Raw genomic sequence first — 26458 nt, 5'->3', positions numbered from 1 at the left:
GTAGGGAAAATGAGTAAACCGGAAATTTCAAAATTAGGGCATTTTGGATTAGTAAGTACAGATTTAGAGAAATCATTATGGTTCTTTAAAGAAGTTATTGGTTTGGAAGAAACAGATGTTCAGGATGGTGTGCATTATTTGCGTGCTTGGGGGGACTTTGAGCATCATACATTAACGATTCGTGCAGGAGAAGAATCCCATTTGGATCATATTGCCTGGCGTACAAAACGTCGTGAAGATGTGGATCTATTTGCGGAGCAGTTGCAAAATAGTGGTATGACAATCGAATGGGTAGAAGAAGGGGCAGAAAAAGGACAGGGGAAGGCATTTCGCTTTAAACTCCCTAGTAATCATACATTTGAAATTTACTTCGATATGGAAAAAACCTTGGCTTCACCTGAAACACGTTCTGTATTAAAAAACCAAACACATAAGTCTTGGAATCGTGGGGTTTCACCCCGAAGGATTGACCATGTTAATCTATTAAGCTCTCTTCCGGCTAACGAGCTATCCGATTTTATGCAAGAACACTTAGGTTTCAATTTACGGGAATATGTAGAAGCACCGGACGGTACCTATGTAGGTGCCTGGTTAAGTGTGACACCGCTTGTCCATGATATTGCATTTAGCTTTGATCCGAATTCACCATCCACACATGAAGTTCACCATATTGCCTATTGGTTGGATAACGCACAGGATTTATTGCGTGCAGCTGATATTTTGAAGGAGAATGGAATTTACTTCAAAGGACCAGGGAAGCACGGAATCTCGCAGGCTATGTATATTTATGCCATTGATCCAGGCAGTGGGGTAAGGCTGGAGATCTTCACAAATGGTTATCTCATTTTTGAACCGGATTGGGAGCCAATTCGTTGGACAGTCGAAGAAATGGAGATTGGTTTCACCTATTGGGGAGACCAAATGGACGCCAATACTGAAAACAATCCAACCATTAAAGCATAAAAAGGAGGTTAACCAAATGGATGATCGTTTATTTCGAAATGCAATGAGTAAGTTTGCTACGGGCGTGACCGTCATAACAACAGAGCATGAAGGACAGGCTCACGGTATGACAGCAAATGCATTTATGTCCGTCTCACTCGATCCGAAATTGGTTGTCATTTCAATCGGTGAAAAAGCGCGTTGTTTAAATAAAATCCGTGAAAGTAAACAGTTTGCGGTCAATATTCTGGCAGAGGATCAACAAGACTATTCAATGATTTTTGCTGGACAGAAGAAAGACGGTGCTGCTATTACATTTGATCGATTGGCGGATGTTCCGGTATTAAGCGGTGTTTTGGCACAGATTAGTTGTGACGTTGTTTCAGAGTATGTTGAAGGAGACCATACCTTATTTATTGGTAAAGTCCGGGCAATCCAGCTTGAAGATAAAAATCCCCTTGTATTCTTTGCGGGGCAATACAGGTTATTAGAGTCTGTAACCGTTTAAGGAGGCCATTTAAATTGGATATTCAAAAAGCAGCTTTCGATTTACTTGCAGCTGAACGTTTGAAAACACCGATTGAACCTTTTACATCGTCAACTGATCTCTCGGTTGACGATGCTTATCGTATTCAGCTTTTGCAAATTAATGAGAAGTTAAAAGATGCACATTTGGTAGGAATGAAGATTGGTTTAACAAGTAAAGTTATGCAAACGATGTTTAATGTCGATACTCCTGATTTTGGGCATATTTTAAATACGATGGTATTTGAAAATAGACAGACACTTTCGGTTTCTCAATTTATTGAACCGAAAGTTGAATTTGAGCTGGCCTTTGTTTTGAAGGAAGATTTAAAAGGTCCTGATGTGACCAGTGAACAAGTTTTGGCAGCGACTGAGGCAATTGTCCCTGCCATTGAAATCATTGATAGCCGTATTAAGAATTGGCAATTTAAATTTCAGGATACGGTTGCAGATAATGGATCCTCTGCCGGTGCAGTATTGGGGGAAAAACACCCTGTGCCTTCATTGGAGCAATTAGCTAATATTCGAGTTGTCGCCAAGAAGAATGGTGAAGTATTTGATGAAGGTATGAGCAGTGCAGTGATGGGAAATCCGGCCAAAGCGGTGGCCTGGTTGGCCAATATGCTTGCAGACTATGATATTACTTTGAAGGCAGGGCATTTTATTTTAGCCGGTGCGATTACGGCTGCGGTACCATTTGAATCAGGAGATGTCTTTGAAGTGGATTTTGGTTCCTATGGAGAAGTGAAACTATCTTTTACGGAATGAGGTGAGCATATGGAAAAGTTGAAAGTAGGAATCATTGGTTCAGGAAATATCGGGACAGATTTAATGTATAAAATCGAACGATGCGATGCTTTGGAAATGTCAGTTATGGTCGGGATTGATCCTGAATCGGAAGGTTTAAAGCGAGCCCGTGACCGGGGATATGTCACAATTGATAACGGTATTGAGGGTTTATCTGAAAAAATGGAACTGGTCGATATCGTTTTTGATGCAACAAGCGCTTATGCTCACAAGGCAAATTATGAAGCTGTTAAATCAGCGGGAAAGAAAATGATTGATTTAACACCGGCGGCAATTGGACCATACACGGTGCCGCCGGTTAATTTAATGGAACATTTAGATAAGGATAATGTCAATTTGGTAACTTGCGGAGGCCAGGCTACGATACCAATCGTTCATGCAATTGGCCGGATTGTTCCTGTAGAATATGCAGAAATTATAGCAACAGTCGCAAGTAAAAGTGCAGGACCTGGCACACGCGCCAATATTGATGAATTTACAAGGACAACCTCTAAAGCAATAGAAGTTGTCGGAGGAGCTAAGAAAGGTAAAGCAATCATTATATTAAATCCAGCAGAACCGCCGATTATCATGCGCGATACGGTTCATGCCATTGTGGAAGCGTCAGGACAGGAAGCGGAAATTACACAGTCCATTCAAACAATGATTAAAGAAGTTCAACAATATGTACCTGGTTATCGGCTGCGGGGAGAACCTATTTTTGAAGGGAATAAGGTTTCTGTATTCCTCGAAGTAGAGGGTGCAGGAGATTTCTTCCCTTCCTATTCTGGGAATCTGGATATAATGACAGCTGCGGCTGCCCGTGTAGCTAATGAAATGGCGAAGAACATTGTGATGCAGGGAGGTGCTATTTCATGAGAGATATTCACGTATTAGACGTATCCTTACGTGATGGGAGCCATTCAATGAAACATGCTTTCACAGAGCAACAAGTCCGGAATATTGCGAGTGGTCTGGAGCGAGCGAATATTGAATATTTCGAAGTGGCACATGGAGATGGACTAGGTGGTTCAAGTCTGCAATATGGTCTATCTGCGGTTGATGAACTGAAATTAATAGAAGCTGCGGTAGAAGAATGCACCAATGCAAAAGTGGCTGTGTTACTCATTCCGGGAATTGGGATTAAAGATGACCTGAAAGAGGCGGTAAAAGCAGGTGCTAAAATGGCAAGAATTGCGACACATGTAACGGAAGCTGATATTGGAGCGCAACATATAGCCATGAGCCGTGAATTAGGTTTGAAAACGGTTGGTTTTTTAATGATGGCCCATATGGCACCGACAGATGTTATCGTGAAGCAGGCTCAATTATTTGAGAGCTATGGAGCTGAGATCGTATATGTGACCGATTCGGCAGGAAATATGTTACCTCATCAGGTGACAGAGCGGATCCGTGCATTGAAAGAAAATGTCGGAATTGAAATTGGTTTCCATGCACATAACAATCTATCTCTGGCTATGGCTAATTCATTAGCCGCGATTGAAGCAGGTGCCACGTATATCGACGGCTCACTGCGTGCACTTGGGGCGGGCAGCGGCAATACACAAACAGAAGTCCTGGTAGCTGTTTTGCAAAGACTTGGTATTCAAACGGGTGTTGATTTATATAACATAATCGATGTTGCCAATAAGATGGTTGCGCCCATCCTGCCAAGACCGCAAGAAATCTCAGGTTCCAGCCTTATTATGGGCTATGCGGGAGTTTACTCAAGCTTCTTATTACATACAGAAAAAGCTGCCCGACAATTTGGAGTGGACGAACGAGATATTTTAATAGAATTGGGTGAACGCAAAACGGTTGGGGGACAAGAGGATCTTATTTATGAAGTTGCCCAGCAATTAATGTTAGCTAAATAGATCTATAGCAATCTCTAAGAGAAAAGAAGGAAGATTAATTAGCGATCTTTCTTCTTTTTTCAAATTCTATCGATTTTTTGAATCATGAATGGTAGTTCCACTAAGAATTTTACCATTTGTAAGATTAATTGGCAGATAAGGTTTCAGGTGGTAGGGGAAATACTTTACTGGTTTTTAGATTATGGTGATGATGGCTTCTGTAAGGCACGGACATCCGAGTAAATGGATTTCATGCAGTTAAATTTTAATGAGGGATGGTGAATAGAAGAACTTCGATTAAATTGACACACTATCCATAAACGTAGGTGATGAAAATATGAAAAAATGTGGACAGTATCGTGCTAAATTTGGTAAAGGCCCCATTTGGCACGAAGCGTATGGAATTATGTGGCTGGATATCGCTTCTAAACGAATTATTACGTATAATCCCGCAACTGAACAAGAGAATGTATATGATGCTTTAGGCTGGATTAAGGCGATCATTCCATTAAAGGATGGAAGATTTATTGGTATATATAAAGACGGTTTATATCATTTAAACTTTAAACAGGGAATTAAGTCTCCTTTTGTTATACAGGAATCATGGAATAATATGTGTTATTTGAATGATGGAAAGTGTGGACCTGATGGACAAATTTGGGTTGGTTCATCGGATGGCTTTTTTAAAAGCTTTAAAGAATCACCTCATACTGCCTTTTCGCAATATCCTTTTTCGAATTCAAAATTATATTGTATAAATACGTTCGGTAATGTTTCAGTACAAGTGGATGGAATCACGCTATCTAATGGATTAGATTGGGACAGGAAAACAAATAAATTTTATCATATTGATTCGTCGAAATACTCTATTTACCAATATCAACTTATGGAAAACGATCAGATTCAATTTGAAAAAATTGTGTATACATTTGAGATGGATGAAGGGTTTCCTGCTGGCATGGCAGTAGATGGAGAGGGAAACTTGTGGGTTTCCCTTTTTAAAGGTGGAATTGTGGCATCCATTTCAAAAAAGCCGACTCGTATTGTTTGTATCAATCCGAGGAAGATGCAGGTTATTAAGGAAATTGTGATTCCCTTATCCCATATATCTTCGTGTACGATTGGCGGAGAGAAAATGGATACCTTATTTGTTACCACGGCCTATGAACCACTTTCTGAAGAAAAAGTGAAGCAGGAACCGTTTGCGGGTTATTTATTACAAATGAAGATTGAATCTATCGGTGTAGCAAACTATGAATTTGCACTGAATAATGAAAATAGTAAGAGATAAAATTCGGTATATTTTTATGGAAAATCAATTAGTTTTAAGAAAAATGCTGTGTAGCTATCCGTATTGTTGTTTTGTAAGATTAAAACGAAGTAAGCGGAAGGCTCAGATAAATAGAATTGTAGCAAGGAGGTCATGGAGAAGATGAAGCCGGAAATTGCAAAGCTTGGGCATGTTGCACTTGTGACAAGTGATTTAGAGAAGTCATTATTCTTTTTTAAAGAAGTCATTGGTTTGGAAGAAACAGAAGAAGTAGATGGTGTCCATTATTTACGCGCGTACAGTGATTTTCAACATCATACATTAAGTGTTGAAGCTGGTGACAGCGGTTACATTAAGCGGATCGGCTGGCGTACAAAAACACCTCAATGTCTGCAGGGATTTAAACAGCTGCTGGCAGATCAAGAGGTTGAAGTAACAGAATATCCAAAAGGGACAACAGTAGGTATTGGAGAGTCCATACGTTTTAAAATGCCAAGTGGCCATACTTTTGAATTGTATTATGATGTTGAAAAGCCAAAGGCACTCAATGGGCATGCTTCCGTTTTGAAAAATCAAGTTTATAAGTCATGGAGGAAAGGGATCTCTCCACGTCGTTTTGATCATGTTAATATACACACATCTACTGATGCTGATCAATCTTATGACTTTTTAATCGATGTCTTAGGATTCAATATGAGAGAGTATATGCGTGGGGATGAGGGGATTTTGGCAGGATGGTTAAGTGTTACCGCATTGGTACATGATGTTGCCTTATTAAAGAAAGACACGTTACCAACCCCTGCACGCCTACACCATATTTCATACTGGTTGGATGATTCGCAGGATATTTTACGTGCAGCTGATATTTTAAAAGAAAACGGAATGACGTTTATCGGTCCTGGAAAACATGGTGCATCACAAGCAATTTACTTATATGTCATGGACCCGGGCAGTGGCTGCCGGGTGGAACTGTTTTCCGGCGGTTATTTAATTTTTGAACCAGACTGGGAGCCGGTTGAATGGACATTGGAAGAACGCTCATTATGTAACACATATTGGGGAGATACCGTCCAGGATAAAGAGCTTAACAATATTACTATCGAAGCGCGGTAATACCTAAAAAGGCAGGGGAGGAATATGAAAACGATTATTGTCAACGAGAAAAATCTATCCATAGTGCAGGAGAATAGTCAGCAGAATGTCATGGCTTTAGGATTTTTTGATGGAGTTCATAGAGGTCATCAAAAAGTAATTATGCGTGCTAAAGAAATAGCAAATGAGAAAGATTGTTCTCTTGCCGTAATGAGTTTCTTTCCACACCCCAAAACGGTGTTTTCAAACCAGGAAGTTGATTATTTAATGCCAATGGAACAAAAGGCAGAGCGGCTAAAAGAGTTGGGTGTAGATATTTTTTATATTACTGAGTTCACGAAGGACTTTGCTGCTCTTTCACCAGAAACATTTGTACAAGAATATTTAGTGAAGATGCAAGTGAAACATGCTGTGGCTGGCTTTGATTACACCTATGGTAAAAGGGGAGCTGGCACCATTCATACGATTGCCCCGCACAGTCAGTTTAAGATTGGTATTGAAGTTGTTGAAAAGTTTGAGATGTATGGCTCAAAGGTGAGTTCAACCAACATCCGGGAACTTCTTCAAAATGGTCAGATCGACACTGTCACAAAGTTACTGGGCAAGCCTTATCAAGTCAAATACTCCTTTAAAGAAGGCGTTGCGCCGTACTATACACTTCCTGAAAAAGGTCTGTATTATGTAAGCATTATTTTTGAAGTAAGAATGGTTTCGCAAACAATTTATGTACAGGATTGCCACACTATACTTTTTAATCGAGAATTCTCCAATCAAGATTGTACAATCATTTTTCATCAGCGAGTAACCCAGCATGAACAAGTAATTAGTTAAGGGATTGAACTGATATGATATCAAAAACAAAACAGTTTCAACATTTATTAAATGGTTCTGAAACATTTATTTTGCCAGGTGCTTATGATGCGATGACTGCCCGATTAGTCGAAGAAGCTGGATTTGGAGCTATATATGCGACAGGTGCAGGAATATCAAATGCCCAGCTAGGTTGGGCCGATGTTGGTTTAACCACGTTAACAGAAATTGCACAGGTAGTTGCCTGGATGGCTGATGTAACAACTGTTCCTCTTGTAGTGGATGCAGATACGGGGTTTGGCAATGCCATTAACATGCAAAGAACGGTCAGAATATTGGAGCGTGCCGGTGCGGCAGCCATTCAGATCGAGGATCAGGTGATGCCCAAAAAATGTGGTCATTTTAATGGAAAAGAAGTGATCTCTAAAGAGGAGATGATAGGAAAAATAAAAGCAGCCCTTGATGCTCGGGCCGATGAAGACTTTGCGATTATCGCGCGTACAGATGCACTGGCGGTCCATGGGATTGAAGAAGCGGTTGACCGAGCGAATGCGTATAAGGAAGCTGGTGCACATGCCATATTTGTTGAGGCACCAACTGCCATCGATCAGATAGCATCCATTCCAAAGTTAGTGCCGGATATTCCTTTAATATTAAACTTGGTGGAAGGCGGTAAAACACCTCTTATTTCAAAAGAAGAAGCCCAGGCAATGGGATATAAAATTGTGCTTTGTGCCAATACAGTGTTACGAGGTGCCATTAAAGGGGCAATGGATGCACTGCGAGTGTTGCAGCAGGACCAATCACAAGAAAATATTCATGACTATATATGCTCATGGAAAACAAGACAGGAGTTATTTAAATTACATGAAATAAATGAATTGGAAGTAAAATATTCCGAATCTTTAAAAAGTGGTGATTCCAGATGACTGAAGTAGATTACGATTTAATTATTGTTGGTTGTGGTGCAGCCGGAACAGCCACGGCTTTGGCGGCTGCTGAAAAGGCTAAAGAATCAGGAGAAAATATGTCAATTGCTATTCTCGAACGTGCGCCATTTGAAAAACGAGGCGGGAATACACGGTGGACAGCAGCTTATATGCGCATGGAAAACATTGATACACCTGCTCCAAACTTCGTTGAAGACATGTTGAATTTTTCGGATCAAGCGATGGGCCGCGAATATGCAGAGACCTTACAAAGCGAAGCAGGACCGACACTGCGTTGGGTTGAATCAAAAGGGGTGGATTTTGATTTTCTGCCAACCATGTTTTTGACAGCTTCACGTCCGCGTTTACTGCCTGTTGGGGGTGGACGTGCCATCATCGATACCCTAAGTCAGCGTGCCCGTGCTTTGGGAGTAGAAATTATTTATGAAGCAGCAGCCTGGAATTTGTCCCTAAATGATGAAGGAGCTATTAACGGAATCTTCGTACGTTCTGCAGATGGAAGCAGTATGCATTTGAAAACAAATGCTGTTGTTTTGGCTGCTGGTGGATTTCAGGGAAATAAAGAAATGATGGCCCGGTATATAGGCCATGACGCTCATAAAATACCTCCCGTATCAGAAGGAGGGCTCTTTAATAAAGGTGAAGCTATTCGAATGGCTTTAAATATTGGGGCAGCGGGGAATGGCCAATTTGATTCCTTCCACGCTGAAACGGTTGATCCACGCAGTAAACGTGAGGAAGCCGGAGTCATGTTGTTTCCGTATGCTATTTTAGTAAATCAAAATGGAGAGCGTTTTACGGATGAGGGTGTAACCACCATTGATGAACAATATGAAGAAGTGGCCCGTAAAATCTTCTATACCTGTGAAAATCATATTGCCTATATGATTACAGATCAAAAAATGTATTCGATTCCAAACTATGAAGAAGCACTTCAGACAGATATACCAGCAGTTGTCGCTGATTCTATTGAACAATTGGCCGAAAAACTAAATGTGAATTCAGAGAATCTCGTAAAAACGGTGGAGGAATTTAATAGCGCTTGTCCGGAAGGTGAATTTATCTATAACCGGTTAGATGGATTAGCAACCAAGGGATTGACTTTAAATAAATCCAATTGGTCCATTCCTATCAACGAAGGCCCCTATATTGCTTACCCAGTTCATTGCTGCAATGTGTTTACAAATGGCGGATTAGCTACTGATACAGATGGAAGGGTGTTAACGGGAGACGATATTGCTATTCCGGGTTTATATGCAGTTGGTGAAACTTCAGGCGTATACTACGGGAAATATCCGGGTGGTACATCTGTGCTTCGATGTCTGGTATTTGGTCGACGGGCTGGTAAACATGCGGTCTCGTATATTTCCAGTTTCCAAACAACCCGGTAAAAAGGAGATGATTGGGTGGAATTAAAGGGAAAAGTGGCTCTTGTCACAGGTGCAAGCCGTGGAATTGGTAAAGAAACCGTCGCTTTATTGGCTTCTCGTGGCGCGGATATCGCCATCTGTGCACTGGATCAGGAAGAGTGTGAAAAAGTTGCTGATTTTATTCGTACAACCTATTCAGTAAAAGCGATAGCTGTATCTTGTGATGTAGCCAATCAAGAGGAAGTAAAAAAAGCCGTATATGAGGTTAACAAGCAATTGGGACCGATTGATATATTAATTAACAATGCAGGTGCCATGCTGCTAAAGCCATTTACAGAAACGACAACCGCAGAATGGATGAACATGTTTGATGTTAATGTACACGGACCATATTATTTCTGCCGTGAGGTTGTGGACTCGATGAAAAATCGCCAGGAAGGGATTATTATAAATATTTCTTCCATTTGGGGAACAAAAGGCGGTCCCAATCGCAGTGCATATATTTCCTCTAAGCATGCAGTTATTGGTTTTTCAAAGGCATTGGGAGAAGAATTGAAACCTTTTGGCATACGCGTTAATGCAGTTTGCCCCGGTCCGGTAGACTCACAAATGACGGATGCATTGGGGACTAACATTGATAAAACAGGCTGGCTGCAGCCGATTGATATTGCTCATGTTATAGCTGATTTAGCACTGCCAAAAAGCAAAGCTATTACCGCTACTTCGGTTGAGGCTTTTGGTGCCGGAACGCCTGTCGGTATAGCAAAATAAATAATAAAGGGGATAGGATCATGAAAGAATTTACTTATGCTTACACGCAACAAACGATTACATTGGAACTAGCCAAAGCTATGCTTGAAAAAGCAGAGGAAAAGGGAAGAGAACTGGGAATGAAATTTGCGATTTCTATTGTTGATAAAGCAGGTAATTTAAAAGCATTTTCAGCAATGGATGGAGCACCTGTATTGGCATTGGAGATTTCTCAAAACAAGGCATTTTCAGCTGCAGCATACAATCGTGCAACCCATGAGTGGTATGATCGCTTAAAAGATGATCCACCTTTAATGACAGGTTTAGTACATACCAATCGCCTGGTCGTTTTTGGCGGCGGTTATCCAATTCACGTTAATGGTGAGTGTGTAGGCGGAATAGGCGTCAGCGGCGGTCACTATACGCATGATATGCAGCTTTGTGAGGCAGGATTAAGTGTAGTCGAGGCAGTAAAGGAAGTGTAGCTTTTTGAATCAGTTTGATTTGATTATTGTTGGTGCTGGCATGGCAGGTCTTTGTGCAGCTGTTGAGGCATCAGAGCGAGGTGCCAATGTTGTCATTTTCGAAAAGCAGGCAGACATCGGTGGCAGTTCATTGCTTAGCGGTTGTTTTATGGCGTTTGCTGAAACAGAACTTCAAAGTAAGCTTGGCATAAGTGATACTACCGAGAGTTTGATGAATGATTTGTATGTTGTCGGTCAATTTAAAAATGATAAAAATCTGGTTCAGGCATATGGGAAACATCAGCTTTCCACTTATAACTGGTTAGTTTCACATGGAGTAATATTTCAAAATTGTCAGGCCGTAAGTGGCCATTCAAGCCCTCGGGGGCATACGATCATTCCTGATCAGGCCATTCAAACACTGAAAAACCATGCTTTGAATAATGGTGTTTCACTGCATGTTAATAGTCCTGTCGTACGTTTGCTAACTGAGCAACAAAAAGTAGTGGGTGTACTTTATCAACAAAATGGCGAGCAAAAGGAATGCTATACATCTAAAGGGGTCGCTTTAACCGCAGGTGGATTCTCACAAAGTGAAGATTTATTAGGAGCCTTTGCACCACAGCTTGAACACACAATCAGGTTAGGTGGAGAAGGGAACCATGGAGATGGCATTAAATTAGCAGCTTCCGTAGGTGCCTGGTTAGAGGATTTTCCATACTTAAAAGGAACATACGGCTTTCATCCGAGTTCTACTAATCAAAAGAAACGGCAGGCTCATGCCTTTTATAAAGGCGGCATCATTGTGAATGAACAGGGGAAACGATTTGTTAATGAGTCGATTTCCTACAAATTATTGGGTGATGCTGCATTGCAGCAGCCTAATCAACATACATTTCAAGTTTGGGATCAAACGGTTATGGATCAGGGTGTCGAACATGATGCGCTATATGATTTTCAATTATTGTTTAATGAAGGCTTAATTATCCAGGCTGAGACACTTGAGGAATTGGCCGAAAAAACAGGTCTCCCAAGTCAATCTCTTCACCAAACGATTGACTCATATAATAGGCATCTTATTACCAGTGATGACCCATTCGGTCGTAACACATTGACCCATACATTTGGTAAGCCACCCCCGATTCAAACCGGTCCTTTTTACGCAATGGAAACAGTGACTGCTATGCTCGCTACATATGCAGGAGTTCGTGTAAACGAGGATGCAGAAGTTTTAAATCCGTTCGGCGACCCAATTAAAGGATTATATGCAGCCGGAGAAATGGTGGGTGGCTTCCATGGAGCGGGTTATATGACAGGGAGCTCGCTCGGAAAGGCAGCTATTTTTGGACGTATTGCTGCTGAACAAGCCCTTCGAATAAAGGAAGAGGAGGTAGCGCGATGAAAATTTGGCATCAAAGCTTAACTTCCATTGAAGACATACCTGAATATCGTGATGCGGTCATACAGCATGTATCCAAAATTGCTCGACCAGATGTTGATGTCGTCTTACATGGAATGACAAAGGAGACTTATCCTGCTCAATACCCGGGGCACTATATTACCTACAACTATCTGCAAAGCCTGCATAAAGAGCAATTTATTCGAAACACATTGATTGCTGAAAGGGCAGGGTATGATGCTGTTTTTATAGCTACCATACCGGATGTCGGCTTGATTGAGGCTCGTTCATTAGTGGACATCCCGGTTATTGGCTACGGCCAGGCATCCATGCATATTGCCTCAATGCTTGGAACAAGAATAGGCATCGTGAATTTTTTAGCTCCACTGGCAGATCAGTTACGTTTTAATGCGAAGCAATATGGTCTTGAACAAAGATTGGGCCCGATTATTCAGGCGGATATTGGATTTTATGATATTTTGGAAGGATTTAAAAATCCTGAGCCGATTTTGGAGAAATTTAAAGCTGCCGCAAAAACAGCTATTGCCGAAGGGGCAGATGTCATTATTCCTGGAGAAGGTCCGATGAATATATTTTTAGCAACCCACGGTATTCATCATATTGAAGATGTCCCGATTATCGATTCATTCGGCTCGGCCATTAAAATGTGTGAATCACTTGTCGATTTGCAGAAAATTAGTGGTATGACGACTACGCGAAAAGGGTATTATCATGCAAAACCACCCGAAGAGATTGTTGAAAAACTGCGTGACTATTATCAGTTGCAAGCTATAACCAAGGAAATGGATTTTGGATTATCCGTGCGTGAGTTTGCTGCTAATTAATACAATTGAGCATGATTATATTGATAGAATATAGCATAAAAGGTCTTTCCTAAGTTTTTGGAAAGACCTTTTGCGTACATTATTTTGTTGGAGCTGCTTCTTTTACAGACGCTACTCTAAATGTAGTTTGTTGGCTTCCTAACATAGGAGAGTCCTGTTTAGCTTCATCCGGTTTGCCTTCCGGACGTTTGTGCGCTTTTTTGAAGGAGTCGCTGTTTTTCCAGGCAAGGAAGCTTTCTTCATCCTCCCAGTACATATTGACGCTCATCTCATCATATTCTGTCAGGCCCTCTGTAAGTAAAACCTCTACTTTAACAAATCCTTTAAATTTATCTAATTCGTTACCGGAAGTGAAACGGCCTGCCATTTTTTCTGCGAAACCTGGTTTGGTTTTAATTTTGTTTTGAACAACAATCATGTGATCATTCTCCTTTTATTTTTATTTTTCTGGAAAATATATCAGATTACTTCTTTGAAAATCACTCTTACACTGCTATTATATATCTTTTTCGAAGATTTTGAATTCATTATGCTTTAGGATTTGCTAATCATGGCTCTATCATATTTTTTCTATATGATTGAAAAGCATTGCATGATGAAATAACCAACATAGTTCGTTCATCCTTCTATATAACCCTTCAAATAGATTAGTAATCAATTTTTCTATTATTTTTTGCAAAAAGATCTTAAATTAAGAGTTTTCGAGACTTACGAGTCAAAATTTGAGTGACTAAATGACTGTATAAGCTAGATTAGTCTAGTAATCCAGCCGATTTTCGCAGGAATTGAGCGGAAATTGATATTAATTGAGCGGAATTCCATATAATCGAGCGGAAATGGAGTGGAATTGAGCGATTTTCGTAATAATTGAACGAAACTCAACATAATTGCTCTAATTTACTTATTTATGAGCGAATTGAAAAGGAGAAAAGTGAAAATAATAGTAGATGAAGCGACTGTTTTTAAAACGTTTTCGTAAATTTTTATGGTGAACTATGTCCGTTGTCTTAAAGTATTTGCACGCTTCCATGCTCTTATACATAAATTGTAAATAATTTTCCATTGAATACGAACGTATATTCGCTTATCATTAAGAATATAATAAAGACGAACATACATTCTATTTAAAAGAAGGTTTTAACATGATTGATTACAGTACTTTACCGCATCATTATGTTATGTGCGTGGATATGAAAAGTTTTTTTGCCAGCTGTTCAGCGGTGATGATGGGACTGGATCCGCTTGAATGTTATTTGGCTGTGGTGAGTGATACGGAACGGAGCGGCAGTGTGGTGCTGGCTTCATCTCCCAAAATGAAGAAAGAGTTTGGCATTAAGACAGGCTCGAGATTGTTTGAGATTCCGGATGATCCGCGCATTATAAAGGTTAATCCTAATATGGCTACGTATTTGCGTATCTCTACTGAAATCAGCCGTTTATTCAATCGATATGTACCTAAAAGCGCAATTCATACGTACAGTGTGGATGAAAGCTTCTTAAAGGTGGATGGGACCACTCGTCTATGGGGAGATATCGTAGAAATTGCTGAAAAAATCCAGGATGAAATTGATCGGGAATTCCAGCTTCCATGCGCGATTGGAATCGGTCCGAATATGCTGCTTGCTAAGCTGTGTCTTGATTTGGAGGCCAAGAAAAAAGGAATCTCCCAATGGACCTATGAGGATGTACCAGAAAAATTATGGCCCTTATCCCCCTTGAGCGAAATGTGGGGAATCGGAAAGCCGATGGAAAAGAAGCTGAATGGAATGGGGATTTTTTCAATCGGTCAATTGGCGCGTTATGATCTGGCGACGCTTGAAAAGAAGTTTGGCATTATGGGCAATCAATTGTATCACCATGCCTGGGGTGTTGATTTATCGGATATCGGTGCTCCGATTATGGAAGGGCAAATCAGCTTTGGAAAAGGCCAGGTTTTACTGCGTGATTATAAAAAGCCTGAGGAAATCAAGCATGTTATTCTGGAAATGAGTGAGGAAGTAGCAAGAAGAACACGTGCAAGCGGGATGGCGGGCAGAACCGTCAGCTTGGGAATTTATTATAGCCAGGATGAATTTGGAGGCGGATTTCATCGCTCTATGACAAGAGAAACGCCGACCAATATTACGATGGATATTTATGAAATGTGTTTAACCTTGTTTGAACGGTTTTATACAGGCAAAACAGTTAGGAAAATTTCTATTACACTTTCGAATGTTATCCCCGATCGAGAGATGCAAATCAGTCTATTTGACCAGGATAGCTGGCGCAAACGCGAACTTGGCTTTGTGATGGATCGAATGCGTAAAAAATTTGGATCGAATGCGATTTTACGTGCCGTGTCGTATACAGAGGCAGGAACGGCCAAGCATCGAAGTACGTTGGTTGGAGGACATAGAGCATAACAGACAAGTGAAATGGAGGCTGCAGGGAATGATTCGAGATCGCGGAAAAATAAAATGGACATCAATGATGCTGCCTGAACACGTAACAATGCTTAGAGCATGGGCACATGAGGACAGCTATGAAACAAGGAATGAGCTTGATGAACAGCAAGTGGAAGCGATGAATACGATAATTATGGAGGCTTTGGAATATGGGAAGCCTGTGATGATCCGCTATTACCGTACAGCCAGTCGCCGGTACGGTACGGTGGAAGGACATATTCATTATTGCAATGAACAGGCTCAAAAGCTTCATATCGTTGATGAGGACGGAGATGTTTGTTTTGTATTTTATCAGGAAATTATGGACGTACAATTGAAAAATTGATGGCCTGCAATTTGCTATAAGCTTATGCATATGTTGGTTATGGCTCTTCTTTTTTGTTCTAAATAAACTTTACTACCCAATTTTGAGGACATGAAAACGCAAATATTAGACAAAATTCCACAAAAAGTTTACTATGTATATAGACCTAGAAGTAAGAAATATACAGATAATGAATTTTTAACATCGATTTCAGTTCTGATAACTTTGCCATGGGATATCAAAACAAAAGGGGTAAAGAAAAATGGAAAAAGAAAAATATAGCACGATTTATCAAGCACCTTATGGATTAGTTATAGGAGAGTTAAAAAAAGAAATGACTAAAGAAGATGCTGTAGCATTAGGGCAAAAATATTGCTCAGAGAATGGTTTCAGTTATAAAGGTACGTATACTGGCGATGAAGCAGTGGCGGCTTTACAAAGTTTGATACAAAAACATACGAGAGCAGTTCATTAAGCTGAACGTTCATTTTTAAGACATAGAGGCAGTGTTCATTGAATGCTGCTTTTTTTATTTCAGATTTAATTATTAACAGGTTTGCGGGTTAAGTGAAATCGGGAACCTATGAGATAAATAGAGAGAAAGCATGGTGGACAACAGTGGAAATTACATGGACAGACGCAGCATTAGAAAAGGTAAAAGACAAGCTGACAGATCAAGAAGGCGTATTTTGTTTGAAGTATGAAACAGAAGGCTGTGGCTGCGTAGTAAGCGGTGTAACCAATTTATATTTTGTTAAAGAAACTACTTCTCAAGAAGTAAAATGGGAAACCAATGCCTATCCTGTATGGTTAAATAAATATCATGAAATCTTTTTAGATGAAAAGCTTATTATTGATTATTCCAGCAGTACAAATAGCTATCAGCTGAAAAGCCCTAATCAGTATTTAAATCCAATGATGAATGTCATCTTTCAATAGGCTCTATAAGGAGAAAATTCAAAAGGTTCAGTCAGAAATTTTGACTGAACCTTTTTTTAAACGAAAGCAAAGGGAAATCCCACTCATTTTTTTGTATAAAACACCTTAGAAATAAGCAGCCCAATTACGCCAAGTATGATGAATAATATTGCTTTCCAAACTACATCTATACCTGATAGGTCGTAGAAAGTAACTTTTAATAGCGTAATAAACAGGAATATTAAGCCGATGTTTTTCCAAACTTTTTCTTTAAAGTAACTAAATAACCCGTATGTTACTCCAACGATAATGACCCAAGATAATGACAAACCGATATTCTTAATCATTAAAGAAGAATCATCTGTGAAATAGTATGCCATTTTGCTTATAAATATGATCAGTAATACTTCTATTATATAGGGTAAAGTAGATTCCATTATATTTCTGTCGATGATTTTTGTTATTGTTTCTTTTATATAGAGAACAAAGAAGAAGCTGATTATGATCATCCATACAACAACAGTTTCTAGTGATAGCATGTATCCCGGCTTGTCGAATAATTGTACCAATACGGATAAGAGCAGTATTATGCTAGCTATTGTCCCTAATATACTCTTCCTTATTTGAGCAAAATAGTAAACTAGTACGGCTTGCATGGTAAAGAGGATTAATTTTGATGATGGATCAATCACTATATCGTTTAGCAGTATAAATATGTAGAACATCGAAATAACAAAGAAAATGTTTTTTAGTTCAGTGTGACTTTTATTTTTCACGTAACTAAGCAAAGAGTATACGATGGCCATTATTGAATAGAACGTGTATTGGTAGCTTGGTGTTTGATCAAACACATCAACTCCGATTAAGAGCATGAATAATGAACCGATCGTGATAGCTGGAATATACATATTTTTAACAAATATGTTGTTTGTTTTAAATGTTAAATAAATAATAAAGAAATGCTGAATAGCGATTGTGAGGAACGTTAAGGTTGAAATTTCCCCACTGCCTACTAATCCAAAAAATAATACAGTGAACATAAATGCATAGTTTGCCACATTCCAAGTGATTTTATATTGCCCTCTAAGAGATTCTAGTATTAATCCTATAAATACAGCAGTTTCGTATATATAAAATACATATTCATTCCCTTTGTCTCCTGCAAATAGGAAAGGGTAAAAATAAGCACCTACTCCTATAATGGTAAGCAAGGATTGAGATTTGTATTTTCTCGATAGATAAACTCCTATATATATTCCGAGCGCTAATAAACATACAGTCACATAGAATGGGATAATGTGGTACAAAACATTACCGGAGAAGACAGATATAAGATAAACAATTATACTTCCGCCTAACAATACTATTCCTAACGTATTCTTTGCCTTTTTATATTGCTTTTCTCCAATGATATATAAGAATCCAGCTAATAAGAAACCAACTATTACACGAACCACGGGATTTATCCATCCGTTTTCAGATGCTGCCATAAAAGCCCAAATAACACCTAAAATAAAAACGAATATAAATATTCTAGGTAACCAAGTTGAGATCATAGATTCAAAGCTGATTAATTCTTTTTCTGGTTTTATTTCAGGTTTTTTGATATTTCTTTTTATCTCAACTTTTTCACTTTTGTTTTCCACATTAAGATTAACTTCATTATGTATGGTTCTTAACTCTTTTTTTAACTCCACTAACTCTTCTTCCATATATCTTATTCGTTTGGATAAATCATAAATTTTATCGTCCAACCATTCCGCCTCTTCTCTGTTTAATCATTTACACACCTCTAAACTCAGAATTTTCAGTATCTCGTTTCCCTTATTATACCAGTATTTTTTCTGTAGTCATATGCTAAAAGGAGGTGGGTATTAATAATTCAATCTTTATGTTATTTACGTTTCGAATCCTAATGTGTTTATTTAAATTTTCCCTTTTTCACTAAATAGGTCTAAGAGTATGGAAAAAACAACTTTAAATATTCAGATTATTGTGTTAGTATTAATCATCTTTAAAATGGAATTTTATAGGAGGTTTGTTATGTTAGTCTTTGTCCCGGTTGGTTTAGGTGTAATTATTGGCATTATCTTTATTGTTATAACTTATTTTCTTAAGAAATATCAAAGCGCTTATACAAAATTGCCCCCTTTTTTATCCTTACTAACTTCTGTTGTGATTTTCATCATCAGCTTTCAAGTAAGGGGTTTTGAAGGTGCTGCATATGGAATACTTGCAATTACTCTTTTATTTTTCACACCGTTTATCTTTGCTATGTCTTCTATAGGCAAAAAAAAGGATGCATTCTTGTAAACAATGATTAACAGTTTTATCAATAAATTGTTAGACGTTGAGAATAAATGTATTTAAACAAACAGGGCGTTGATTTAAGAAGAATTAATGCCTTTTTGTGTTGAATTTCTAATGGAAGTAGGGGCAGGTGAGCTCTAAAGGGACTATGATAAAATTACAATAATAAATGTATATAAAAACCAATTAAGGTTTTAATCCGGGGAGATAAAGTTAATCGAAAACGATTTTATGGGGGATATTTAAATGAGTAAATATAATGAAGGTTATTTATGTGGCTGCTGTGGAAAGTTCCACGATGAGCTCCCTATGAGCTATAGTAGCCCTGTTCCTGACTATTGCTACGATATACCGTTAGAAGAACAAGAAGAACGGATTGAAATGAATGAAGATTTGTGCATAGTGAACGATGAACATTTCTTTATACGTGGATGTATAGAAATTCCTGTGAAAGACGGAGATGGACCGTTTATTTGGGATGTCTGGGTTTCATTGAGTGAAACAAATTTTAATAAAACAATTGAATATTGGGCTGTGGAAGGAAGAGAAGATAAACTAGAACCGATGTTTGGTTGGTTATCAACTGATATTTCTTGTTACCCCAATACAGTAAATTTAAAAATAAATGTACACACTCGACCACTTGGAATCCCCCCTTACATAGAGATGGAACCAACTAACCATCCCTTAGCTATTGAACAAAGAAAAGGTGTAACAATGGAACGTATAAAGCAGGTTGCTGAAGAATTATGTAATGAAGAGGAACAATAATACCTCATTCTAATTCAGCTGACGGAGGCATTGATTCAAGAAGGTCAATGCCTTTTTATAATGGGCTTATAATTGGATTGGTAAAGATCAACGAAGTATCAAACAAATAGGGCGTAATAAAAGAACTCATAAGATAGGATATCAAAGGAGATTCTAAATAATAGAATTGCTTTTTTCGACATGGACAAATTTTCAGAGCTAGTATTTACCAAAATGGTAATTATATTTAAGGAGATGTGATAAATGCTTGGTATTTTACTTTTGATTTTGGGCTTGGCGGCGTATCTATATTTTAAGCGTCAAAAAGAAAGCCCAGTAAATCGAAATCAACAAACGACGCGTGAGGCTGAACCAATAAAACAAGGAACTATACAGACCGTTATGCCGCCAAAAAATGAGACTGCACAAGACGCTGAAATCTTAAAACAAGAGCAAGCGCCCGTTGTATCTATTGAACCTGTTGAACAATCAAGCCCGGTTGAAAAGCTGGAAAAAGAAACCGTTACCGTTACATTTTCAGATGGAACAACTAAGGAATATAACCTTAACTTAACACTTAATGACAGCCATATTTGCTTGTTATCTGACGGCGGGAAAACGTATCATACACACGTTAATTGTTTTAAGAACTGGCCTGCCGAATATCAAGAAAATTTTAAAGGATGGAAAGCAATAGCAACAGATGAAGCAGAAAAAATGGGCTACAGAAAATGCAAATATTGTAATGAAGCTGATAGAACAGAATGGGACTATTACAAGGACACTAAACCCCTTAAAACTTTCACTGTCACTCATAGGGATGAATTTGCTATTACAGAGATTTATAACGTAGGTAATGAAGTAAATACGGGCTATGATTTTGAAAAGGACAAAGACACGTTAGAAATAGACTATGAAGAAATTTGTTATATGCCAAAAAGCGCAAGAGATTTCTTTGATGAGAATTACGGCGATTATAAAATGTTTGTATTAGATGTGTATGAAAATGACAATGGAAAAGTGAAGCTTAAGATTGGAATATTTGAGGAATTAGGGAAAAATAATTGATGATAAAGCATTAAACCGCCTAATGTATAGGCGGTTTTAATTATATGTAAGGCGAGATTATCCTTAACGGGGTTCTGTTGTGTAGTACAAAAATGAACCTATTTTTAACGTAAAATAACGTAAAGAAGTATAGTTATTAATTTTAGATATACATCGAGCTTCTAAAGTGTTAGATAAGAACAGCCCATATCTCTTATGGTTAAGTAATGTCGATATTTTGATTTTTACATATGTTTAATTAACTAAGGGGGGGCAGTAATACGAAAAGTAAGGGATATGATATAGAACTTTAGTAGAATATGAAAAATCAGAAGAAGTTTTTAATTTCTATACCAATAGATTAGATGAAAAGGGAAGATAGATAGTGGAGAGTTGCATTAAAACGAACTGGAGCATAGATCTAGGGAGGATTAATGTTCTTTTCTGTTGAACTCTTAAGGAAGAAATGGAATTCGCAATGGTTATTATTGAACATGAGCTTTCTGGGAAACGAGTTGAAACTATGAATGGTTTTACTGTTAAAGGCAATCAAGGCTTTATCCGAATTGAATCACAAAATATAAGTGGTTTTCCTGAAGATACAAGTCATTTTGGTGGTTATGATGCTGTGGGCATCGTTGAAATTAAGAACGGAAACTATTATGTCTTAGGTGAATTGTGGTTTACGACTGGGGATATATATAAGTTTTATAAGCAATTAGATAAGTGCTATCGTGAACTTAAAGGAATGGCTACTTTTTGGAATTACGAAACTTCTCTTAAATTAGAGGTTGTATTCAATCAAATGGGGCAAGTTGTTTTACAAGGTTACTTTAAGGAAAAAGCACATATGGAAAATGAATTACACTTTGAAATGGAATGTGACCAAACTTTTTTATCCTCAACATTAGAGGACTTGAGATCATTTGTTGACCATTACGGAAATACAAATGGAATAAAAAAGTAAGTTCTTATCTTACTTAGGGCATTGTTCTAATATCAGGAGCTGTGTAGGGGCAGGTTAGCGAAAGAAATAATATTATAAGATATATAATGCAAATGCTGTATAAAAGGAGGAGAAATGGTGGAGCTTTTTGTTGGTCTTATCACTGCAGGGTTTCATTTTTTGCTTGCTTATATCATTTGGGGAAAGGGGAAAGTTCATATTTTAGCAGGATATGTGGAAGGTCAGGTTAAAGATAAAAAGAAACTTTCAAAGTATGCGGGCATATTATTTATTGGCCTGGGCATTATATCTGTTTTTTTTCCTTTGGTTCCGGACAGTTTTTTCTATTACGTATTTGCATTATATATTTTATGGCTTTTGATTGGTATTGTTGTTATCAATGTCAAAATAAAATAGAACATATCCTTGGTCAACCTTATAATACGAATGGGGTTTAGTTGAATAACGAGTTAAATGAACAATAGCAAAAATAATCCTTACGAAAACAGCCATTAAAAAAGTGCCACCCTAGAAGAAAGGGGGCACATGTGCTTTAAGAAAAGAATCGATTACTTTTTCATAAGCTTCAGGATTCGTATTATAGGATTGGGCATGTTGGCCTTTTTCGGCTAGGTATAGCTGTTTCGGTCCTTTTTTGTGTTCATATAATTCCTCGCTCATGGTTGAGGGAATATACGCATCCTCTAAACTATGGATAAAAAGAACAGGGCTTTTAATATTCTCTACTGCCTTTAAAGGAGAAACCTCTCTAAATGAATAGCCATCTCTCCGTTTAAGCCACCAATCCCCGAAGGGAAGAACCATCCATTTTGGAAGACGAAAGTCTTTTTTTAGGCGGTAAGCTATTTGCTCGGAGAATTCGGAGAATGGACAATCCGCTATGTAAAAATCAGCTCCATCCTCAACGGTGCCGGCATATAGTAACAGGGTGACCGCACCCATTGATTCACCGTGGATACCAAGCAAAATATCATGACCCTTTTGAGCCTTTAATTCATCAACAATAGCGGCAAGATCATCTTTTTCATAATATCCGTAGCTGCTTGTTTTTCCTTCCGAATCACCATGGCGGCGATGATCATAAATGACGGTGTTAAATCCTTTTTTTGCAAATAAATTGACATAGCGAATCGAATTCCATTTATTTTCAGTGATTCCGTGCGCAATGATCATCCATTTTTTTGATTCCTTATGTGGTTCTGCAAATATAGCATGAATCCGGTATCCATGTTTGGATTGAATCCATTTCTCCTCCTGAGGCAGTTTTTGAAAGGAAGCAGTGTCAAAACGGCCTGCCTCGATTTCACGTTTCCGAACGACCTCAACATCTTTTCGTTTCATATACATCAGCATGTTAGAGAAGAATACGCCAATTCCGATTATGTATGCAATCATGACACCGAAGATAAAATACCATCTTTTCTTTTTCAAATGAAACCCTCCGAAAAACACATTATCATCCTTTAGTTTACCATTCTGCAGAGAAAACAAACATTGAAATAATAGGCAGATTCACAAACGAAAAACCCTATATTGCTATAGGGATAGATGCTAGTGTTTAATTATTGTTTAGTGGCATGCATGAGCCAGACAAATGTATTTAGCTGCTCAAATGTTACATGAAATTGATGCTTTTCCAGGATTGATTTCAAGTAAGGGATCGTCGTGTAATATTCAGTTCGTAAATCCTCTGCTAATCGATCGAAATTGTTGCGCTCAGCGTTATCAATGACCGCCTGCTGATCCTCTTTCGTTAAAAACATCGTATCCGCAAAAACGATTTTTCCGCCTGGTGTTAGAAGATTGGAGTATAGAGCAAAAGCTTTCTCTTTTTCCTCATCGGTTAAATGGTGAAAGGCATAGGTGCTTACAAATGTGTCGACTCCATTTTCAACCGGAAAGTGAAAGAAATCACCGTCTACAATTGATAAGGATCCGAGCTTTTTCTTTGCCTTTTTTCTCATTTCTGTGGAAGGCTCAATTCCGAGAACTTGGTTTCCTTTTTCCAGTAGCCGTGCAGTCAAATTCCCTGTTCCGACTCCGAATTCGATTACAGAGCCTTCCGCATGGGATGCAACTGTTTCTAGGATTTGTTCATAATGTAAAAAAACATCGGTATATTGGTCATCAGAACCGGATACCGTTTCATCATAATTAGCAGCCCATTCATCAAATAGCTGGTCAAATTCTCTGCCCATCATACCCCTCCTTTAGTTCCTAATAAATCATATCATATTTATATGAATAATATGGTATAAAGTTACAATTTTTGCCTTAAATAGGAAAAAGGAAATAGAGGCTATTAAAAAGTATTAAAACCATACCTGACTTAATTTGACTGACCCATTATAATAGAAAGAAAAAAGGAGCTAATATCCGATGATGAAACATAAACCATCCAAGAAAAACGATGATGGCTCAATTAGCTTGGGAGATCTGCTAAATCAAGATATTTTGAGCCAATTGCAGAATAAAAAAGGTGAATTAAAGGAAGAAGAGCAACGTCGAATACAGCAAATGGAAAAACAAAAGCGTGAGGAACGAAAACGCCGCGAGAAAAATAAAAGCTTTGAAGAGCTATTAAATGAGAGCAATCTGAACTGGAAGCAGTTTAAGGGATAAAGGAAGGGACCACCCTAAATGTAATGCACTCTTAAAAGGAAGTTGAACACTACCTTTTCGAGGCACTGCAAAGCAGGGTGGTCTTTTTATTTGTATAAGTAAATAGTTCTAACCACTATTTACCATTATTTCTGCAAAAAATTATAGGTTTCTCCACAAAATGGTTACATATTACGCAGAACTGGCCGATATAGATAACGGGAAGATATATCGGGAATTTTTGGAGGAATTTTAGAGATGAATATCAGGCGAAAAATTGTTATCACTTTTATCAGCGTTACTGTTTTAAGTTTAATAGTAGCTGCTGTTCTCGCTTACAATCTGTATTCGAATGAAAAGCGCATTCAGGAAATAAATAAGAGTTCCTTAGAGATTGTACTACTAACAGATCAAATGAAAGTCAATGTTATTCAGGTGCAGCAGGTATTCAAAGGAATCAGTGCTACGAAAGGCTCGGACACGATTGATACTTATTCGTTGGCTGATACGTATGCAGAAGAATTTAAGAATCATGCCGAGGATTTAAAAAAACTGGGTGTATCATCCGGAAAATTGGATTCATTAGCAGATTCCTTTACCGAGTTTTATCAATCCGGGCAGCTAATGGCTGAGAGTTTCACAGAAAAGGGGATAGAAGCTGGTAATGAGCCTAAGGTGATCTTTACTCAATTTGAACAAACTATGGAACAGCAGCTTGGTGACTTACAGAAACAGGCTGTTGATGGAATTCATAAGGATATAAATCAATTGACAGAGCAGACGAGAAAGGCCTTAACGACTGCGTTAACGGTTTTTGTTATGAACCTAGCGATCGGCTACACCATGGTTTATAGAGTGACACGTCCGGTTACTCGGGGAATAGAGAAGTTATCTAAACAAGTCATGTTGATTGCCAAGGGAAATTTAACAGAACCAATTGTTGCAGAAACAAAGGATGAAATCGGCACACTTGCGAGTGGAATGGAACAAATGCGTACAGAGCTTGTGTACTTAATAGGTGCCATCAAGGAATCATCTGATAAAATCCATGCCAATACCGTTAAGATGGCAGAGGGTACTCAGCAAACCGGTGTGGCTGCTGATCAAATTGCCACCACTGTTTCGTATATCGCATCTGGAATTGATACTCAATCACATAAAGCTAACCATATCTTTGAGACAATGGTGAATATTACAAAACAGGTTGAAACAGGGACTTATTTTACAAAAGAAACATTGGGCAATGCAGAGGAATCATCACTTATAGCAAGGGATGGACAAGTGATGATTCTCGAAGGACTGCAGGTATTAGTAGCACTTGGTGACGATATTGCTCATGCCAACGAACAAGTGAAGCATTTAGGCGAACGAGCAAATGAAATTGAAAATATAATTCGGTTTATTACAGATATTTCGGCCCAAACGAACCTATTGGCTCTGAATGCAGCTATTGAAGCCGCAAGAGCGGGGGAGCAAGGGAGAGGCTTTGCAGTAGTGGCAGATGAAGTACGTAAGCTGGCCGAACAGACAAATAAAGCTACTGAAGAGATCAAGGATTTAATTAATAAAATTCAAAAAGACACATTTAACACGATGAACGTTATGGAAAATAATTTAAATCAGTTCCGTACTCAGGTTGAAACAGTGATGGAAGGCAGCAGTACACTGACAATCATAAATGAAAAGGTTGGGTATACAAAGAATCATTTAGAGAAATTAACTGAGTCCTTTCAAATGATTAATGAAGATGTTAAAAGAGTTGAGGGCATGATTGAAGAGACATCCACAACCATTCAGGAATCAGCGGCTTCTGCTGAAGAAGTTTCTGCATCCGCAGAGGAACAGAATGCGATGGTAAAAGAGACAGCAGAATATGCTAATGGACTTGCTCAAATTACAAATGAACTTATTGCTCTGACAGGGAAATTTAAAACTGAGAAATCAATGGAAGAATAATGGAAGGCCCTCATCACTGAAAAGTGATAGGGCTTTTTTGTAAGAAAGTACTATTTTCTCCACGGCAATAACCAATAGGCTTTTTATTCATATACTGTTACT

Annotated in this window: 29 protein-coding genes; 25 read left to right on the top strand and 4 right to left on the bottom strand. The window is 38.4% G+C overall.

Annotation, left to right across the window (positions count from 1 at the left end; translation table 11 throughout):
* The first annotated feature begins 9 nt into the window (after nt 1-9).
* From AC4G3N_RS03165 to AC4G3N_RS03100, 14 genes are all read left to right on the top strand, one after another.
* Nucleotides 10-963 (top strand): VOC family protein, encoded by a 954-nt coding sequence (locus tag AC4G3N_RS03165; RefSeq protein WP_139891657.1) that lies wholly within the window; start codon nt 10-12, stop codon nt 961-963.
* Between the two features lie 16 nt (nt 964-979).
* Nucleotides 980-1450: a flavin reductase family protein gene (locus AC4G3N_RS03160; RefSeq protein ID WP_139891659.1), complete on the top strand. Its 471-nt coding sequence runs from the start codon at nt 980-982 to the stop codon at nt 1448-1450.
* A 14-nt stretch (nt 1451-1464) separates the two neighbouring features.
* Nucleotides 1465-2235: a 2-keto-4-pentenoate hydratase gene (locus AC4G3N_RS03155; RefSeq protein WP_491089703.1), complete on the top strand. Its 771-nt coding sequence runs from the start codon at nt 1465-1467 to the stop codon at nt 2233-2235.
* A gap of 9 nt (nt 2236-2244) precedes the next feature.
* Complete coding sequence (locus AC4G3N_RS03150) at nt 2245-3132, top strand: acetaldehyde dehydrogenase (acetylating) (RefSeq protein WP_139891663.1); 888 nt, start codon at nt 2245-2247, stop codon at nt 3130-3132.
* Complete coding sequence (dmpG, locus tag AC4G3N_RS03145; protein WP_490551293.1) at nt 3129-4130, top strand: 4-hydroxy-2-oxovalerate aldolase; 1002 nt, start codon at nt 3129-3131, stop codon at nt 4128-4130. The genes AC4G3N_RS03150 and dmpG overlap by 4 nt, the downstream gene beginning before the upstream one ends.
* 316 nt (nt 4131-4446) lie before the next feature.
* Nucleotides 4447-5400: an SMP-30/gluconolactonase/LRE family protein gene (locus AC4G3N_RS03140; RefSeq protein WP_139891667.1), complete on the top strand. Its 954-nt coding sequence runs from the start codon at nt 4447-4449 to the stop codon at nt 5398-5400.
* 141 nt (nt 5401-5541) lie between these two features.
* Complete coding sequence (locus AC4G3N_RS03135; RefSeq protein WP_139891669.1) at nt 5542-6492, top strand: VOC family protein; 951 nt, start codon at nt 5542-5544, stop codon at nt 6490-6492.
* Between the two features lie 24 nt (nt 6493-6516).
* The gene (locus tag AC4G3N_RS03130) at nt 6517-7302 is read left to right on the top strand and encodes an adenylyltransferase/cytidyltransferase family protein (protein WP_491089701.1); all 786 of its coding nucleotides are present in this window, start codon (nt 6517-6519) and stop codon (nt 7300-7302) included.
* Nucleotides 7303-7316: 14 nt separating this feature from the next.
* Nucleotides 7317-8210 carry an isocitrate lyase/PEP mutase family protein gene (locus AC4G3N_RS03125; protein ID WP_225983586.1) on the top strand — a complete coding sequence of 298 codons (894 nt, stop codon included), beginning with the start codon at nt 7317-7319 and terminating at the stop codon, nt 8208-8210.
* On the top strand, nt 8207-9622 hold the full coding sequence (locus AC4G3N_RS03120; RefSeq protein ID WP_139891673.1) for an FAD-binding protein: 1416 nt from the start codon (nt 8207-8209) through the stop codon (nt 9620-9622). The genes AC4G3N_RS03125 and AC4G3N_RS03120 overlap by 4 nt, the downstream gene beginning before the upstream one ends.
* A gap of 15 nt (nt 9623-9637) precedes the next feature.
* Nucleotides 9638-10372: an SDR family NAD(P)-dependent oxidoreductase gene (locus AC4G3N_RS03115; protein WP_139891675.1), complete on the top strand. Its 735-nt coding sequence runs from the start codon at nt 9638-9640 to the stop codon at nt 10370-10372.
* A 20-nt stretch (nt 10373-10392) separates the two neighbouring features.
* The gene (locus AC4G3N_RS03110) at nt 10393-10836 is read left to right on the top strand and encodes a GlcG/HbpS family heme-binding protein (protein ID WP_139891677.1); all 444 of its coding nucleotides are present in this window, start codon (nt 10393-10395) and stop codon (nt 10834-10836) included.
* 4 nt (nt 10837-10840) lie between these two features.
* Nucleotides 10841-12217 (top strand): FAD-dependent oxidoreductase, encoded by a 1377-nt coding sequence (locus AC4G3N_RS03105; protein ID WP_139891679.1) that lies wholly within the window; start codon nt 10841-10843, stop codon nt 12215-12217.
* Nucleotides 12214-13059 carry an aspartate/glutamate racemase family protein gene (locus AC4G3N_RS03100; protein ID WP_491089700.1) on the top strand — a complete coding sequence of 282 codons (846 nt, stop codon included), beginning with the start codon at nt 12214-12216 and terminating at the stop codon, nt 13057-13059. The genes AC4G3N_RS03105 and AC4G3N_RS03100 overlap by 4 nt, the downstream gene beginning before the upstream one ends.
* Before the next feature lie 79 nt (nt 13060-13138).
* Here the strand turns inward: AC4G3N_RS03100 and AC4G3N_RS03095 are convergent, their stop codons facing one another.
* A complete protein-coding gene (locus AC4G3N_RS03095) occupies nt 13139-13477 on the bottom strand; it encodes a heme oxygenase (RefSeq protein WP_148629933.1) in 339 nt (112 codons plus the stop codon).
* Nucleotides 13478-14201: 724 nt separating this feature from the next.
* Between AC4G3N_RS03095 and AC4G3N_RS03090 the strand changes: the two genes are divergently transcribed.
* From AC4G3N_RS03090 to AC4G3N_RS03075, 4 genes are all read left to right on the top strand, one after another.
* A complete protein-coding gene (locus tag AC4G3N_RS03090) occupies nt 14202-15461 on the top strand; it encodes a Y-family DNA polymerase (RefSeq protein WP_139891685.1) in 1260 nt (419 codons plus the stop codon).
* 28 nt (nt 15462-15489) lie between these two features.
* Nucleotides 15490-15828 (top strand): YolD-like family protein, encoded by a 339-nt coding sequence (locus AC4G3N_RS03085; protein ID WP_066107721.1) that lies wholly within the window; start codon nt 15490-15492, stop codon nt 15826-15828.
* 241 nt (nt 15829-16069) lie between these two features.
* Nucleotides 16070-16282, top strand: a complete 213-nt coding sequence (locus AC4G3N_RS03080) for a hypothetical protein (RefSeq protein ID WP_066107718.1) — start codon at nt 16070-16072, stop codon at nt 16280-16282.
* 143 nt (nt 16283-16425) lie between these two features.
* The gene (locus AC4G3N_RS03075; protein ID WP_066107713.1) at nt 16426-16746 is read left to right on the top strand and encodes an iron-sulfur cluster biosynthesis family protein; all 321 of its coding nucleotides are present in this window, start codon (nt 16426-16428) and stop codon (nt 16744-16746) included.
* Between the two features lie 83 nt (nt 16747-16829).
* Here AC4G3N_RS03075 and AC4G3N_RS03070 read toward each other — a convergent pair whose 3' ends face one another.
* Nucleotides 16830-18479 (bottom strand): DUF2339 domain-containing protein, encoded by a 1650-nt coding sequence (locus tag AC4G3N_RS03070; RefSeq protein ID WP_491089699.1) that lies wholly within the window; start codon nt 18477-18479, stop codon nt 16830-16832.
* Nucleotides 18480-18768: 289 nt separating this feature from the next.
* Here AC4G3N_RS03070 and AC4G3N_RS03065 point away from each other — a divergent pair, with 289 nt between their 5' ends.
* From AC4G3N_RS03065 to AC4G3N_RS03045, 5 genes are all read left to right on the top strand, one after another.
* Nucleotides 18769-19038 (top strand): YesK family protein, encoded by a 270-nt coding sequence (locus tag AC4G3N_RS03065; RefSeq protein WP_066107708.1) that lies wholly within the window; start codon nt 18769-18771, stop codon nt 19036-19038.
* A 243-nt stretch (nt 19039-19281) separates the two neighbouring features.
* Nucleotides 19282-19806: a DUF2199 domain-containing protein gene (locus tag AC4G3N_RS03060; RefSeq protein ID WP_066107705.1), complete on the top strand. Its 525-nt coding sequence runs from the start codon at nt 19282-19284 to the stop codon at nt 19804-19806.
* Between the two features lie 243 nt (nt 19807-20049).
* On the top strand, nt 20050-20853 hold the full coding sequence (locus AC4G3N_RS03055; RefSeq protein WP_491089697.1) for a hypothetical protein: 804 nt from the start codon (nt 20050-20052) through the stop codon (nt 20851-20853).
* Between the two features lie 457 nt (nt 20854-21310).
* A complete protein-coding gene (locus AC4G3N_RS03050) occupies nt 21311-21799 on the top strand; it encodes a WapI family immunity protein (RefSeq protein ID WP_491089696.1) in 489 nt (162 codons plus the stop codon).
* Between the two features lie 117 nt (nt 21800-21916).
* On the top strand, nt 21917-22195 hold the full coding sequence (locus AC4G3N_RS03045) for a DUF3784 domain-containing protein (RefSeq protein ID WP_066107697.1): 279 nt from the start codon (nt 21917-21919) through the stop codon (nt 22193-22195).
* A 111-nt stretch (nt 22196-22306) separates the two neighbouring features.
* On the opposite strand, the gene AC4G3N_RS03040 is transcribed toward AC4G3N_RS03045, so the two are convergent.
* Together AC4G3N_RS03040 and AC4G3N_RS03035 are read right to left on the bottom strand one after the other, a co-directional pair.
* Nucleotides 22307-23230, bottom strand: a complete 924-nt coding sequence (locus AC4G3N_RS03040) for an alpha/beta hydrolase (protein ID WP_308810535.1) — start codon at nt 23228-23230, stop codon at nt 22307-22309.
* 131 nt (nt 23231-23361) lie between these two features.
* Nucleotides 23362-23997: a class I SAM-dependent DNA methyltransferase gene (locus tag AC4G3N_RS03035; RefSeq protein ID WP_139891998.1), complete on the bottom strand. Its 636-nt coding sequence runs from the start codon at nt 23995-23997 to the stop codon at nt 23362-23364.
* 181 nt (nt 23998-24178) lie between these two features.
* Between AC4G3N_RS03035 and AC4G3N_RS03030 the strand changes: the two genes are divergently transcribed.
* Nucleotides 24179-24421 carry a YqkE family protein gene (locus AC4G3N_RS03030; RefSeq protein WP_306821548.1) on the top strand — a complete coding sequence of 81 codons (243 nt, stop codon included), beginning with the start codon at nt 24179-24181 and terminating at the stop codon, nt 24419-24421.
* Nucleotides 24422-24658: 237 nt separating this feature from the next.
* Nucleotides 24659-26356 carry a methyl-accepting chemotaxis protein gene (locus AC4G3N_RS03025; protein ID WP_066107687.1) on the top strand — a complete coding sequence of 566 codons (1698 nt, stop codon included), beginning with the start codon at nt 24659-24661 and terminating at the stop codon, nt 26354-26356.
* Nucleotides 26357-26458: the final 102 nt, after the last annotated feature.

Source organism: Bacillus sp. z50 (assembly GCF_058313585.1).
Note: the sequence above shows the minus strand (reverse complement) of the source record. Positions and strands in the feature narration are given on the sequence as shown.

What these genes read in the sequence shown, in the direction of transcription:
- AC4G3N_RS03165 (WP_139891657.1), top strand. Translation starts at nt 10, where the DNA reads ATGAGTAAACCGGAAATTTCAAAATTAGGGCATTTTGGATTAGTAAGT.
- AC4G3N_RS03160 (WP_139891659.1), top strand. Translation starts at nt 980, where the DNA reads ATGGATGATCGTTTATTTCGAAATGCAATGAGTAAGTTTGCTACGGGC.
- AC4G3N_RS03150 (WP_139891663.1), top strand. Translation starts at nt 2,245, where the DNA reads ATGGAAAAGTTGAAAGTAGGAATCATTGGTTCAGGAAATATCGGGACA.
- dmpG (WP_490551293.1), top strand. Translation starts at nt 3,129, where the DNA reads ATGAGAGATATTCACGTATTAGACGTATCCTTACGTGATGGGAGCCAT.
- AC4G3N_RS03140 (WP_139891667.1), top strand. Translation starts at nt 4,447, where the DNA reads ATGAAAAAATGTGGACAGTATCGTGCTAAATTTGGTAAAGGCCCCATT.
- AC4G3N_RS03135 (WP_139891669.1), top strand. Translation starts at nt 5,542, where the DNA reads ATGAAGCCGGAAATTGCAAAGCTTGGGCATGTTGCACTTGTGACAAGT.
- AC4G3N_RS03130 (WP_491089701.1), top strand. Translation starts at nt 6,517, where the DNA reads ATGAAAACGATTATTGTCAACGAGAAAAATCTATCCATAGTGCAGGAG.
- AC4G3N_RS03125 (WP_225983586.1), top strand. Translation starts at nt 7,317, where the DNA reads ATGATATCAAAAACAAAACAGTTTCAACATTTATTAAATGGTTCTGAA.
- AC4G3N_RS03120 (WP_139891673.1), top strand. Translation starts at nt 8,207, where the DNA reads ATGACTGAAGTAGATTACGATTTAATTATTGTTGGTTGTGGTGCAGCC.
- AC4G3N_RS03110 (WP_139891677.1), top strand. Translation starts at nt 10,393, where the DNA reads ATGAAAGAATTTACTTATGCTTACACGCAACAAACGATTACATTGGAA.
- AC4G3N_RS03100 (WP_491089700.1), top strand. Translation starts at nt 12,214, where the DNA reads ATGAAAATTTGGCATCAAAGCTTAACTTCCATTGAAGACATACCTGAA.
- AC4G3N_RS03095 (WP_148629933.1), bottom strand. Translation starts at nt 13,477, where the DNA reads ATGATTGTTGTTCAAAACAAAATTAAAACCAAACCAGGTTTCGCAGAA.
- AC4G3N_RS03090 (WP_139891685.1), top strand. Translation starts at nt 14,202, where the DNA reads ATGATTGATTACAGTACTTTACCGCATCATTATGTTATGTGCGTGGAT.
- AC4G3N_RS03085 (WP_066107721.1), top strand. Translation starts at nt 15,490, where the DNA reads ATGATTCGAGATCGCGGAAAAATAAAATGGACATCAATGATGCTGCCT.
- AC4G3N_RS03080 (WP_066107718.1), top strand. Translation starts at nt 16,070, where the DNA reads ATGGAAAAAGAAAAATATAGCACGATTTATCAAGCACCTTATGGATTA.
- AC4G3N_RS03065 (WP_066107708.1), top strand. Translation starts at nt 18,769, where the DNA reads ATGTTAGTCTTTGTCCCGGTTGGTTTAGGTGTAATTATTGGCATTATC.
- AC4G3N_RS03060 (WP_066107705.1), top strand. Translation starts at nt 19,282, where the DNA reads ATGAGTAAATATAATGAAGGTTATTTATGTGGCTGCTGTGGAAAGTTC.
- AC4G3N_RS03055 (WP_491089697.1), top strand. Translation starts at nt 20,050, where the DNA reads ATGCTTGGTATTTTACTTTTGATTTTGGGCTTGGCGGCGTATCTATAT.
- AC4G3N_RS03050 (WP_491089696.1), top strand. Translation starts at nt 21,311, where the DNA reads ATGGTTATTATTGAACATGAGCTTTCTGGGAAACGAGTTGAAACTATG.
- AC4G3N_RS03035 (WP_139891998.1), bottom strand. Translation starts at nt 23,997, where the DNA reads ATGGGCAGAGAATTTGACCAGCTATTTGATGAATGGGCTGCTAATTAT.
- AC4G3N_RS03030 (WP_306821548.1), top strand. Translation starts at nt 24,179, where the DNA reads ATGATGAAACATAAACCATCCAAGAAAAACGATGATGGCTCAATTAGC.
- AC4G3N_RS03025 (WP_066107687.1), top strand. Translation starts at nt 24,659, where the DNA reads ATGAATATCAGGCGAAAAATTGTTATCACTTTTATCAGCGTTACTGTT.